The 13677-nt window shown below is 39.5% G+C and carries 13 protein-coding genes; 1 reads left to right on the top strand and 12 read right to left on the bottom strand.

Going from position 1 to position 13677, the window contains the following annotated elements:
• Positions 1–460: 460 nt before the first annotated feature.
• Complete coding sequence (locus tag HGH92_RS26665; RefSeq protein ID WP_168873861.1) at positions 461–1582, top strand: hypothetical protein; 1122 nt, start codon at positions 461–463, stop codon at positions 1580–1582.
• A 312-nt stretch (positions 1583–1894) separates the two neighbouring features.
• Here HGH92_RS26665 and HGH92_RS26660 read toward each other — a convergent pair whose 3' ends face one another.
• The 12 genes from HGH92_RS26660 to HGH92_RS26605 all read right to left on the bottom strand — a co-directional run bounded on the left by HGH92_RS26660 (position 1895) and on the right by HGH92_RS26605 (position 13672).
• Positions 1895–2896 (bottom strand): hypothetical protein, encoded by a 1002-nt coding sequence (locus HGH92_RS26660; RefSeq protein WP_168873860.1) that lies wholly within the window; start codon positions 2894–2896, stop codon positions 1895–1897.
• An 11-nt stretch (positions 2897–2907) separates the two neighbouring features.
• Entirely contained in the window at positions 2908–3615 is a 708-nt protein-coding gene (locus tag HGH92_RS26655) for a hypothetical protein (protein ID WP_168873859.1), read from the bottom strand.
• A gap of 23 nt (positions 3616–3638) precedes the next feature.
• Complete coding sequence (locus HGH92_RS26650; RefSeq protein ID WP_168873858.1) at positions 3639–4151, bottom strand: hypothetical protein; 513 nt, start codon at positions 4149–4151, stop codon at positions 3639–3641.
• 6 nt (positions 4152–4157) lie between these two features.
• On the bottom strand, positions 4158–4985 hold the full coding sequence (gene traN / locus HGH92_RS26645; RefSeq protein ID WP_168873857.1) for a conjugative transposon protein TraN: 828 nt from the start codon (positions 4983–4985) through the stop codon (positions 4158–4160).
• 26 nt (positions 4986–5011) lie between these two features.
• On the bottom strand, positions 5012–5629 hold the full coding sequence (locus HGH92_RS26640; protein ID WP_168873856.1) for a hypothetical protein: 618 nt from the start codon (positions 5627–5629) through the stop codon (positions 5012–5014).
• A gap of 17 nt (positions 5630–5646) precedes the next feature.
• On the bottom strand, positions 5647–6882 hold the full coding sequence (traM, locus tag HGH92_RS26635; RefSeq protein ID WP_168873855.1) for a conjugative transposon protein TraM: 1236 nt from the start codon (positions 6880–6882) through the stop codon (positions 5647–5649).
• A gap of 443 nt (positions 6883–7325) precedes the next feature.
• The gene (gene traK / locus HGH92_RS26630) at positions 7326–7949 is read right to left on the bottom strand and encodes a conjugative transposon protein TraK (protein ID WP_168873854.1); all 624 of its coding nucleotides are present in this window, start codon (positions 7947–7949) and stop codon (positions 7326–7328) included.
• A 32-nt stretch (positions 7950–7981) separates the two neighbouring features.
• On the bottom strand, positions 7982–9076 hold the full coding sequence (traJ, locus tag HGH92_RS26625) for a conjugative transposon protein TraJ (RefSeq protein ID WP_168873853.1): 1095 nt from the start codon (positions 9074–9076) through the stop codon (positions 7982–7984).
• 23 nt (positions 9077–9099) lie between these two features.
• Positions 9100–9759 (bottom strand): TerB family tellurite resistance protein, encoded by a 660-nt coding sequence (locus HGH92_RS26620; RefSeq protein ID WP_168873852.1) that lies wholly within the window; start codon positions 9757–9759, stop codon positions 9100–9102.
• Between the two features lie 25 nt (positions 9760–9784).
• Positions 9785–10426 carry a hypothetical protein gene (locus tag HGH92_RS26615; protein WP_168873851.1) on the bottom strand — a complete coding sequence of 214 codons (642 nt, stop codon included), beginning with the start codon at positions 10424–10426 and terminating at the stop codon, positions 9785–9787.
• A gap of 25 nt (positions 10427–10451) precedes the next feature.
• Complete coding sequence (locus HGH92_RS26610) at positions 10452–11123, bottom strand: conjugal transfer protein TraI (RefSeq protein WP_168873850.1); 672 nt, start codon at positions 11121–11123, stop codon at positions 10452–10454.
• A 20-nt stretch (positions 11124–11143) separates the two neighbouring features.
• Positions 11144–13672: a TraG family conjugative transposon ATPase gene (locus HGH92_RS26605; RefSeq protein ID WP_168873849.1), complete on the bottom strand. Its 2529-nt coding sequence runs from the start codon at positions 13670–13672 to the stop codon at positions 11144–11146.
• Positions 13673–13677: the final 5 nt, after the last annotated feature.

The raw sequence follows: 13677 nt of genomic DNA, 5'->3' as shown, positions 1-13677 counted from the left end.
GAAATCGGGGTTATATAAAAGGAACTCGACTAAACGATCAACTAAAAAAGCAAAACCTGCTACCAGCGCAGGTTTTAAAAGTTACCTGTGATCCCCTTGGTACAAAATTCGAACCAATTGATAGAAGATAGCACTTTAATTGCAAATATTATAGATATGTAATCTTCTCACAATAAATTATTTAAAGAACAAATTCAATCCTTTAATACTACCTCCGGTAATACGGGTGCAAATAAAAGCAAAAATTTGTAACACAACAAATAGTTTGGCTTATTTTTTGATACATATTATTTATTTATCTAATATTTTATGATTTCTGGCCTTGAAAAGTTGAGAAAATTGTTAATCTCCCATTAACGTAGAAGTAATTAACAATAGTTACATTTTGAACAAATAGCTTTGCCTGCCATAAAAATTTGGCAAATTACAGTGTATTCGATTCGTTAGTCTATTTCATTCTATGATTGATTTCAACGCCAATGATCGCCTGACTCCATTAGACAGTTTTCTCGCTAACATGGAGTATGTAAAAAAGCAGGCTAATAATCCCACGGTGGAAAAACTAAAACCTCTAATGTCAATAAATGATCGTCCAATCATTTATGAGAAAACGATTGTAATAGTAAAAGGCAATAGGGGATGCCATAAAAGCCACATAGCAGAGTCAATTGCCAGCGCCGCTATTGCGCGTAAAGGTACAGACATCAGCAATTTTCTAAATCTCAAAAGACATTGCACCACCCCTATCGAAGTACATTATTTCGATACAGAACGCACTATCCATTCTCAATTTCCGGCGGCAATAAAAAGGATTTATAGAAACGCAGGTTATATTGAAAGACCCGACGACCTAGTTCCTTGCACTTTAGTTATGGAAACCAGGATCGACAGAATTAGCATTGTGCAATCATATTTAGAGATGGTTTTTAATAATAAAGATGCAAGCCAGGTACACAAGAAAAGGATGCTCTTAATATTTGATATAATAACGGACTGTGCTTCTGATTTTAATTCACTACCTAGCTCATTAGTCGTGGTAGATTCCCTCAATTTATTAGTTAATAAGTTTCCAGTATCGATCGTGGTTGTGATCCATGAAAATAACAGTAGTGAAAAATCAGAGGGGCACCTGGGAACTCAGCTTGAGAAGAAAGCATCCTCAGTATTGCGATCACAAAAGCATCTGGACGATACTGGTAGTACCTATTTAACAATAAGCATTAAGAAACAACGTGATTCAGAAGAAGATAACGAACCGATTTACACGAAATTTGATGGGAACACTCTATCACTCAGAATAATTCCCAAACCTGCATCTGCAGACAGCGGCGAACCCAACGGCATAAACAGCACATTTCAGAATGCTATAAGAGACTTCTTCACAAATAACGACGAAGCAACCAGGGACCATATATGCCAGTCCATTGGAAATATCGTAAACATGAAGCCTGACACGGTTGCCAGGAAGCTAATGAAAACAGCAAACGAAGAAATAATCATACCTACCGATGACGGTGAAAAAGTACTAAAGAACATAAAAAAGGGCAGAGAGACTTACTATATTCTGGAAGATCTTAATTAACGCTACTCCAGCGAAAAAGTTGAGAGGCAGTGTTGGCGCTAAGAGAAGGGGGCGTCCTGCTACGCCTTGCAGACACACCCCCGCCTCCCACACCCCCGTAGCGACTAGCAATACTTCACCTGGTCCATAAAGACATTCATTGGAAAAAAAATATTACCCGTAGGCTAAGGCTGAGGGAGGGCTGAAGGGGACGCAGTGATGGCGGCTAGTAGAGCGCTAAGGAGTGCCGGGGGGATTTTTTTTCCTTTGAATGTCTGAGAGACCAGGTGAAGTCTTAATTTTGCGAGAGGGGGTTTGTGAGGCCCTTTTTCACTATCGGCGAACTTTCTTCTTATTTTTACCTTCATCAACTTGCTTTCTTGCACTTTTCCCCGCTGGTTTCTTCTTTGTCGTTCTTGATGTCGACTTTGCTACCTTAGTTTCGGTAGTATTAGAAACGGACTTTCCCTGAGCTTTCTTCTCCGCTACATTATTAGAAGGGGTTGCCCCCCCTTCAATACCACCAATACTAATAAGATTGGACAATGCTACTCTAGCTGGTGTTTTTAGGAATTGCTTATGGTCCAATCGGATCTTCTCATTGAAAAACTTCAATCCCCGTGGTGGATCTGCTTCGATGAATATCTTGCCTTTTTGCGGATGTTGTGTTTCGATAATAATACCTTTCCTTAAAAACGTAATTGCATTACGTCTATTATTATCATTGTTATTGAATAGCGGAATGTCAAACCGATCGGCTATAGCGGTTAATGACATCGCCCCCAAAAATTCAACATTCTTATCGCTGTTAAGCAGGTTCTCGTTAGGGTTAAGGCGTATCCAGGAGTCAAATTTCAAACGTACAAATTTCTGATTGACTTCTCCATTGTTGTCGACAATACTCACTGTACGCATTCCAGGTTTGACAGCATCGACTTCAATCTTTCTAGTTAAATTTCGCTTATCAACGGACCTTCCTTCAAGCAGCGATAACAGCTCCTCCATTGTTGGGCGGAAATAGGAGGAAATAAGAGCTTCTGTTTTTTGCCCTTTAGATTTATCAACTAATGTTGAATGTATAGGTGAAATTCCAAGAAAGAAGTTAGACTGCTCATCTTGAGTCCATTTTACTTCAATTTTTGCCGACAAAGATTTATTCTTATCCTCGGAAGATACCGAGTGTGTAAAGGAGGCACTTTCAAGACCTTGGAAAAGGTCATCTCTTACCTTTATTATCTTGTCTTCAGGATACCCCATAATAACGAGACTTGAAACGACACTATTAATTTGCCTTCCAAGGTCATCTGAATCTCCAAAATTTCCTGTTGATGCCATAGTTGTTTGTTTTAAAGTTTAACTGAAACAATTAATTTGTCATTGATAATTGGTTTGGGTGCGGTTTTTTTCTTTAACTTGATGGTATGCCCTTCTTCGATTACGCTTTGTTTTGTAGTTCCCTTTTCTTCGTTTCCATTTTGACGAACATATATAGCTCGCAAGCCAGATTTTTCTTCCAGATCTTTTTTCCCATATTTAATCTGAAAGAGTCTTAACGAATTAAAATTGCTTTCCAGAGCTGTTTGGCCAGGAGTACTTGCAGATGGCCTTGTCGAATCTATTCTAAGAAGGCGTTTGGGCATCAAAGTATTTCCCCAATTGGATACGGAAGACTCAGCCGATAATATACCATTCAAACCATGTTCCGGTAATGGTGCATTTTTGAACTGTAAAAAAATTTCTCTCATATTATTATACTTCCTATCGGGATGTAACACGTCAGACAACTTTCGACCGATTCTTTGCATAAAACTGAGATCGCGCCCCCCGTTAATCTCTCGCATTAACGTATCCGCTTTTATTCTAACCATAAGCAATTCGTCCCGTTCATCAAGGGAAAGCAAAACCCGTTTTGATTGGGAGACAATGTGCTGCAACACTCTCCATTTCAATTTCTGAAAATCCATCCCAGATGTAGCCGCCCTCCCATATCGTTGGGAAAATTCCTCTTCTTTGGCAAGCCATCTATTATATGCCTGCAGAATACGATTGTCCATGTTCGTACTGTTATTTAAAAATACTACAACTTCTTGCCGTTAGAGATACCACCGGAGAGAACGACCCTACCTGTATGACGCCGCTTTAATTCAACTCGTTTAGTATTCTCGGACTTAACTTGGCGATCTTTCTTCTCGTTTAGGTCAGAAACTATTTTATCGAATTGTTCGGCCTTCATCTTACGCTCTCTTCTTTCAACGATTATCTTAACGATTCCTTTAACAAGATTAGACACCTTATTAAATATAGAATTGATGCTCTGAATAGTATTGATGATTCTTCCAATTCCAAGCCAAGGGTATAGCTGTCTATTAAGTTTCCTGACTTCACCATTAATTATCCTTAATGTAGCTCGGTCCTCCTTATCCTTTGTTCCTTTAAACTGACGTTGAATTCTAACTAGTCCAGCTTTCTTCGCGTGAATAAAGCTCCTTCTTTTCTCAATATCTTTTCCAAGAGCGTTGATGTAAAAGTTCGTCATTTGAGCCCACCTGTTGAACATTTGGTCAATTGGTCTCAATTGGTTCTCCTTCATAGCAAGCTAATTTGATAGGTTATCAATATGCTTACACCTGAGTAGGTGCTTACCTTTAATACTCAATTTTAAATGCCGATCCCCGCTTTTCTCAAAAAACTCAACATGAAACGTCTTTCCATCAGCAATCGTGAATTTATCAAACACTGTCACTATTTCACGATCTTCGCCGGGTGGGACGGTATTTGTTAAATTCAGACTTGAGTACGTTGATAGTAATTCCTTCTCCATGTGTGAGGTCCTCTTCGATCTCGTCCGGTCCGCAATGAAAAATTTGCAGAAATCGACATCAAACGGTATGGCACTCCCATTGTGAATCCCAAACCGAAAAAATAAGTTTCCGCCGGCAAGATAGATCCCCTTTAGTCGAATGGTAATATCTCCATTACTAAACTTTGGCTTCCTCGTTGTTGCGGAAATATACTGTATCATCCCAGCTATTTGCCTTACGCGCTGTTGCGTTAATGCGGCCCCACCATCTGCATACTGGTTGGATTCCGAAATATTGAAATCATAAATATTCTTAAATATGTCGCTAGTGTAGGATACGTTGACCGAATAAATATGGCCATCGTCAGTAAAGACGCTTACATTTGTGGGAATGAAATTCTCCTCACTAGCCTTAATTCGCAGCACATTGGAGACTTTATTAATTTCACCAATTTCGATGCTGGCAGATCCTCTATCCGCGTTTTTGATATTTGCTGGAAATACCAACAGTGTAGTTTTGCTTAAACAAACTTTCACTTCCTTGGTAAACACTTCCTGGGAGTAAGACTTGAAGCAAATGAACAATAGACTAACACAATAGCACAATACTTTAACACTTTTCATCTATTTAAATTTATTGGTTAAAAAAACTAAAATGAAGGTTGTCGGAACCCTTTTATTTTCAATTCCAACTTCATAAATGCGTGAGCTTCAAAAATTGTAGGAAATCGAGATAAATGACTAAATACCTGAATAGGATAAAATAGCCCCGCGTGAGAAAGAAGCCGAAATTCACCACAAACCGTTTTCCCAAAGGCTGTATTAAACCAGTACTTTACCTGCAGAGCAATGGAAATTACGTTAGCGGGATACTCCATTTTCTCCATTTCAAAAACAGAATTAACGGCTTCAAACAAATGAAATTTCTTCTTCTTAAATTCAGCGCTCAAAAAATTTCCTGATTTTTCAAAACACTTATCATTCCAGTCAATTTCTTGTAATAGCTTCTCCAATTTTGAAACAGATACACTGCCGAAATTCATGTTGGGCAGATCAATTGGCAATTTCAATATTGCATGATAGGAATCCACTTGGTAATCCTCTGTTGAGTTCTTGGAAAAAGATAACAGAAAAAAAAGCGTATCCTTTTTTATCTTCTCAACTCTCATAATTGTGAAAAGATCAGAAGATGGCTTAATGGAAGAAAGCTCCTTATCAGTAATCGTTAATGATATAGCCTTCACGGTTTGCTGGATATACTCGCTCATATTCTATACTTATTTAATCAATTTGAATCCTTCAACAAGACAGGGTGATCTGCCTTTATTGTCACCCTAATTAATTTGGTTTTCCGCCCAATTATGGTCTTGATAGATTGAATACCCGCACTTGCTGCCTGTGACGTGATACTCGGGTCTAACGACGCCAGTTGCAAGGACTGGAGGGCATTGTCAGCATCAGTCTTTGCAATATCTCTGGTGATTGAGCCTGGTACTGGTATCCCCTCGATACCATCTGTATTGTACATCTTGAGAGAAACAGGAAAAAGATTGTCTCCGTACTTGATCTGGGTAATTGTTAGTTGTAGTCTTTCGCCGGATATCGATGCAACACCATAAACAAACGTCCCACGTGGAATCTGAATGCCGTTTATGTATAAATCAACGTCCAATCTCAATTTGAGTGTCGAACCAGTGACAATAGTGGCTGTTGAATGTACAGTAGCAGGAATTGCATTGTCAATTCTTTGTTCTTCCGACGGCGAGATATCCAGAAAAGCCCTTCGCCGAACTGACTTGATGTGGGCAGTATCATGCTTACTGGGAAACAAGTCGGTAAACCCACTGTTCGGATCTACTTTGAGTGGAACGGCATGGTCTTGCTTTTGCATTGACAATTGCCTTGCACGCTCTTTTATTCGACTGGGATTCTGAATGTCAAGGACTTTATCCAACATCCCATTGAGTGCTGACAGCTCTGGGTCAACTGGCGAAGATTGAGTCTGGAGTGTAGCCATTGCCTCTTCAAGAGCTTTAATAGACCTACTGTCAACCGAAGCAGTGCTTTCGTCGGCTCTCATCTTGCCAGGAACATTTGACTCATCGGCGACACGTTTTGATAACTCATCTAGGCGCCCACGAATCTTTGATTCTGTGGTACTATTCTCATCCGAAGCAGTTGCAGAAAACGGCGCTTCAACGCCACCGTTGGGTTTTCCAGTATCACCTTCTCCAGACTTGTAGTAAGGATCATATTCTCTTGCAACGTTCAAATTGCTAGAATCCTGTTCCTGCTGCGCATATAAACTCATCTTATCAGAGGGCTTTTCGTCCTGAAAATCTGCGTTTGGAAGATTAAAATTCAGTCCGGAACTGGTACTCTGTGTTTCACCAGTGTGAAGTTTACCGCCGCCAAACGAATAAAATAAGAGTGCAACAAAAGGCACAACAATAACTGGTAAAAAAAGTAACGGTTTCAACTTCCTATCACTTAAATTTACTCCTGCAATCACACTTGCCATAACTCACAAAAATTTGAAGTGAAAAAAAAATCATCTACTAAAGAATAAATTCTCTTGAAATTTTTTAATAATCTTAGGTCCATCGGGTGTCTGTCCGATACTATCAAGGAGGTTAAGGTATTGCTGTATGTAAATTGAATCTGAAGCTGAGTTCGAGTTACCGTAGATTCTATCATCCTGAATTAATGGCATATCTACCTCCTGGTGAATTACTATACTTGGCGGCTTACTCATAAAAACTTCAACTAAACTCAAAATAGACAAACCACCGAATACTGTAATAAACACTGCCAAGTAGCGAATTTTCTGCAGCCGTGAAAGGTTCGACTGCTTTCTGTTCAAATAAGCCGCTATCTTGATAAACAAACAATCAACTTTATTTGAAATCCAATTCCCAACCGGAGATTCTCCGTTCTGCTCCTTGAAAATGAATCTGGGCAATCTCATCTTTTAAAAATTTGGAGGTCATTATTGCGTACTATTTCCCATTTTTCAATTAACAAGCCATGCGAATTTGCATCAGTACGATCCTGCAACACACGTATCTCTCCTGTTGTTATCAAGTCCCTCAAAACTGTACTGGTTGGTCTTATAATCTTCTGCTTTCCATAAAATGTAAAGTGAAAGGGCTGTTCTACTGTACTTACTGAAATACTGTCTATGGTAAGCTCTTGAGAGATGTTCCCACCTACCACTTGCTTATAGTAACCTGATTCTTTTAGGTTATCATACTGGATCTTGGCGCTTCTATCCGCTAAATAAAGTGCTTTTGAGATTTGATTCTCAATCGCCTTATCATCAGGAAGAAGAGAGAAAAACAACTCGTGAAAAACCTTAACGTGGTCCCTGCATTCAACTTGCATATTATCCCTTCGGTTTGCCGCAATGGCTTCCAACGCTTTCCCGGAATTTGTGATAACAAATATTCTCTTCCCAACAGCCTCTGCATACACCGTACATCGGTATATTGAAAATCCTCCTAGAAAGACAGAAGAAATCACCAGTACAATGCTAAACAATCTGATGTGCTTAAAAGCACTGTCTATATTTTTTAATTGTTCCAACATAAAACCACACATTTATCAATCACACAAAAAATTCATCCTGATATCTTGGACTTCATATAATTAGTAGCCATTCCAACACTCTGAGTTGCTGCGGTTGTCACTGTATTGACAGTGTTAGCAGCAATCCTAGTCACTTTATGTTGTAATGCATTTCCGCCACCGACGTGAACTATCCACTCAGCGATATTAGGAACAGTAGTGTATGCGATAATTCCAATAATCATGAAGATGATATATCCAGTATCGTATAAACCGAACACGGTAGTGCCATCGCGAGTCAGAGACGCCAAATCCAACTTCAAAATATTCTCCTGAATTTTACCAAGAATTGACGCTAGAATATTGGTCACGGGTAACCACAAGTAGACATTTACGTATCGGCTTAAGTAAACGGTTAGGGTATGATGAAAACCGTCGAATACGCTCAAACCAAATACTATAGGACCCAAAATGGCTAAGACAATGAGATTAAAGGTTCGTAATGTATTTATACATAATGCAGCGGCGGCATACAGAATTTGCAAAATAACTGATATTATCTGCTTGACAGAGTTTTGCATCCGGTATGCCAGCTTACTTGCAACGAATTCCATGTTATGCATTATTTTCTCCTTCCAATCCTCAGTCTGTACATCCTTATGCGCATATTTCATCCATAAGTCACGATCACCGGAACCACCCTCACCAACGAGTGCCTGCCACTGATCCGATCTCTTCATCATCTCCTCCTTTTTTTTAAACAGCTCCTTAATAGCCAGGTCCGATTTGTCTTTCACCTGTTTCGTCCCAATTACAGTAGGAGACAATACTCCGTCCATGATAGTAATCACAACGGGAAAATTAAGAATACACCAGCCCAAAACAAATGGCCGAAGTAAGGGGTATACATCAACTGACTCCCCATTGGCAATATGTTTCCACACACGGTGTCCGATGTAAAAAGTTGCGCCCATACCAGCAATTGCGCGGCCTACTCCTATTAAATCGCCACACATAGGCATCATATCACTTTTCAACTTATCCAAGACAGCTTGCAGGCTATTAATGCCGTCGGCAACTCCCTGGGCAAAAGCAAAAGATGGGGCAAACAATACAAATACAAACAATAGCACAATGCACCTTTTCATACAACACATTTTAAAATCATAACCTAATTTCGTTGGTCATAGAGTGACCCTATAGCCTTTATTTCAGAGGCTTCCTTTCGCTTCTGCAACTCCATTATAATGCTGGATGAAGTGAACTTCTTAAAAAAGTCAACCTTCTCCAACATCTCCACATGAATTGCATCTATTACCTTAAGCCGCTCTTCATCAGATGCTCGAATAGTGTTCGGTGTCAAAATTGCCAGCAAATCCTCGAGGTTCTTCAAACTTGCTTTTGATATGTTTGAGTACATATTATCCAGAAAATCAAGTTCATTGATGGAGAAACCACTATTAGATCGAAAATCCTTCATCGCGTCTTTGTACTGTTTACTAAGTTGTATTTGATACTGTATGATCTCAGCAACTTTATGATACTTTTTAACTTCTGGGCTGACCTGGTACAATGCATCCAAGAACGCCTCATGAAGTTTATAATTACCACTGGCAATATTCTTTACTTTATCGTAACCTTCTGTTAGAAGTTTATAGCCTTGGTACATATCCTGTAGGATACGTTTAAATTGGCTCAGCTTTTCAATATCGAGAGCCAGTTGGGCTAGTTCCTGCACTTGCCCACGTGATTTGATAGGCAAGATGGCCCCCACAACTATCAATAATAGAATGCAAATCACCTTCTTCAACTTCAAAAACACTGCATTCATAAAATCAAATTTTAAGGAAAAACAATCACTCAGAATAGACGCCATGAAGAGTTCTTAAAAACTCATCTTCACTAATTGTTAGTGAATTATTCTTGAGAATGCTATATAACTGATAATTGAAAGTTGTCATATCCTGCAACACATCATTTATGTTACCCAGAATACTATCAATCTTATTCAGCCTACCGTCCTCAGAAAATTCAAACACACCGTTAGAAAGCATATCTGCGGCATCAGAAAAATGAGAAAGAATAGCGGCAAACATACCTGCCAGTGTTTCATCAATAGCCTGAATTTGACTATCTGTAAACGAGGATGAGTTCTTCGCTTGATTAACTAGTTTCTTCGAGGCTGACAAGAGGTTATCAGACTGACGTAATAAGTCTGGTATATTGGCATACTTCACAAAAACCGGATTTACGTTCTTAAGCGACTTAAAAAAAAGACTATGTAGATTAAACTCACCACGTTTAAACGCATGGTAGGCATCCAGCCCCCCCTTTACTATTTTATACCCTTCACTTAAATAGGTTGTGTATATCTTCAGGGCCGCAAGCTGCGCCGCCATATACTTTAGCTGCGTCTTTTTCTGACTAAAAAAGGATTGAGAGAACGCAGCAGTCGTAAGTGCAAACAAGAATACAAGCATACAAACACGTCTTTTCATAAAAAAAGTTGAATAGTTTATAAAATTATTCCAGGCCATACAGTAATCGGAGGTTCTCTACTTCTGACAGGTCTTTTGCGCGTTGCAATGATGTCAAAACGTTGGAAGAGTTATACTCTCTCAAATCCCTGTAGTTCTCGTCAACGGCATCAGATGCCTTTTTGATAATCTCTAATCTAGCGGCATCACTCATCTGAGTTGAGAAGCTATTGATAACAAATGTCAGCTCATCAATATTCTTCAATGTCTTGGACAGTATACCTTCATACACCTGCTCCATGTTCCGGATTTCATCCGGCGTAAAATGCTTATCTGATTTAAAAAGAGAAATAGCGTGTTTATATTCGTCCACAATCCCAACCTGTTTCTGAATAATACTTTTGATGTTTCTGTAATAGGCAATGGCATTCTTCACCTTCCACAACTCATCGTAATAGTTTTGATACAACGCTTTTTGCTTCTCCATCCAGCTATTAATCTCTTTGAACTTCAGAGATGACAAAACATTCTCAATCTTCTTTTGTGCGTTTTGTAGTCCAATAGTTTTGTTCTGAAGGCGCTGTATTTGTAGATCGATCGCCATAATTATTTTTTTCGCAGCAGCCTTAACAACCACCCAAATAATCGCCTTTGCTTGCATGGTAGGTGTAATAGTAAATAAAGCACATAGCAACCACACGATAGTTATCTTCCTCATACATTTGTGCATTTTATAAATTACAAATCACGGAGTAACGCTTTTATACCTCTTTCAATATCACCTCCGAATTTACTGGCATATGAAAGCACCTTCACTTTCTCCGATTCCTCCGTAGTAAACGCCCAATACTCCTCTGGGCTAGGCTCATAGCGGTAAACCTTCATAACTTGCCCTCCCAAATCAATAAAAAGTTCCCGGTAACGTCTTGCTGGATCATTGGACCGATTGACAGATAGAACCAGTTCCTTTCCTTTATCGGAAAGGCCAAGCAAATTTTGTATATCGGAGAATTTGTTCGTAAACTTTCTTAGGTCCAAAAGAATTTTGCAATCTGCGTTGCTTATGATAGCATCTTTCACAATCGGGCTGCTGATCAAGTCGGATAATTCCTGAGTTACAGTAATTGCTTCTCCAAAGTGCTTTCTGACTGTTTTGTATAAATACTTCATAAACTCAGCCATACCGCTCCTCATGATCGCTTTCCAGGCTTCTTCAATTACAATGACTTTCCGAACACCTTTAACCTTTCTCATCTTACTGATAAACATCTCCATTACCAGTAAAGTAACAACCGGAAACAAAATAGGATGGTCCTTTATATTGTCTAATTCTACCACAACCAACCGTTGATTTAAAAGGTCCAAATTCCCTCGTGCATTTAATAAAAAAGAGAACTCTCCACCCTTATAATATGGTTTCAGGACATACAGCATGTTGGTTATATCAAAATCCTTTCCCTGCACACGTTCGTTCTCTAATACCTCCATGTAGTCAACTTGCAAAAACTCATAGAACGTATCAAAACAAGGGAAAATGCTCGGATTGTCAGATAATTTAGAATAGTACAACTGGAGAGCGTTTGAAATAGCTACATACTCACTCCTGTTAAATGTTTCCGTTTCCCGCTTCCAAAGACCAATTAACAGTGTTTTGAGACTTTCTCGTTTCTCGATATCTAAAGTATCATCGGAACCAATATAGAATGGATTAAACTGGATGGGATTATCTTCAGTATAGGAAAAATAATACCCACCTAGCAAGTTGCATAACCCCACATAACTGCCTCCAACATCTAAGATCACGGAATGAGCGCCATGTACTTGATAGCTTCGTATCAAACTATTCATGAACATGGACTTGCCAGAACCGCTGCCACCAATCACAATCTTATTCCTATTTGTGATAACCCCCTTCTTCATAAATTCATCACTAATATCAACATGAAGGGGGCGCCCACTAACTCTGTCACCTAACCTTAATCCAAACGGACTAACACTGCTTTGGTAGTTGGTCTCAAAATTTAGGAAGCAGCATGCTTGTTCCAGAAAAGTTGAAAACAATTCGTTGCCGGGAATTGCACCAGCATTGCCCGGAAGAGAAGCCCAATAGAGCTGCGGCGCTCCAACAACTTCCTGTCGAGGAACAGCATCCATTTGAGAAAACGCTGCAGAGCATTTATTCCTGACTTCTTTCGTGTCATTCCAATCTGCAGTCCAGGCAATAATATTAAAATGGGCAGAAACAGGTTGTCTCTGTTGGCTAAGAGATTCATTGAGATAATCGTTCGTTGCATCCCGACTGATCATATTCTCGCGGGAGTAGTTGGCCAATGACTGTAAACGTCTTCTCTTGGCTTCCAAATTTTTCAACGTCGTAACGGTATCCTGGATGACTATGAACTGGTTGTAGATATGATTACAAGACAAAAGCAAATTCGCTGGAGAGGAAAATCCTACACTGTATTTTGTATGATCCGTAGAATAGCGATCATAGGTAATCCTTGGACCACATAGTGAAGGCAAATCATCCACGCCAGCAATGGAAAACATCTGGCAAAATTTCTCACCAATTCTCCACTCAGGCTTGAATGATATGTCAGTTAGCTCATTCTGATTAGATTCAGATTGAAGAAATAAGCATTGTTCCAACAAACCACGCTTCTCGGCGTTGCCGGTAATTTCTTCATCTGTTAGCAACTCACTTCTAATAAACCCTCCGTCTGAAATCAATCTCTGAAACTGGCTAACACGATCTGAAAAGTCAGATAGTGATCTCTCATCCACAATTTCTGGTGCAATTGCCGTCCTCCGCAGTAGGTTTGAAACGACAGAAGTGGACGGTCGGCGACCAGGGCAGCGTCTGGTGATAAATAAATAGCAATAATGATTAAGGTATGGTCTCTCGTTATAAAAACGTTCACTACTCCTCCCCAAAAAAGATTGATCGCCACCTTCAAAGTCCGCTTTATATGAAGATTCAACGAACCAATCCTGCTTGTGAACAATAGTACCAGACGGAAGCACTTTCATTGCCTTTATCCAGGTCGCATGAATGTTTTCGTAGTCGGCAGTATTCAATGTAAATATCTCTGGTAGAAACACCTTTAACCCTATAGTAATATCGCCATCCCGCGATAGGATATTGCCGTCTTTGACTTTATAAATTGGGAAACATTTTTCGAGCGATACTCGCTTGTCTCTTGGTGGCGCAATCTGTAGTACGACCGCGCTCAGGACGATCAGAATGATTATCAACAGCACAAACATATCTC

The organism is Chitinophaga varians, from assembly GCF_012641275.1.
In the GTDB taxonomy this organism is placed as follows: Bacteria; Bacteroidota; Bacteroidia; order Chitinophagales; family Chitinophagaceae; genus Chitinophaga; species Chitinophaga varians_A.
This window is presented reverse-complemented; position numbering and strand designations above follow the sequence as displayed.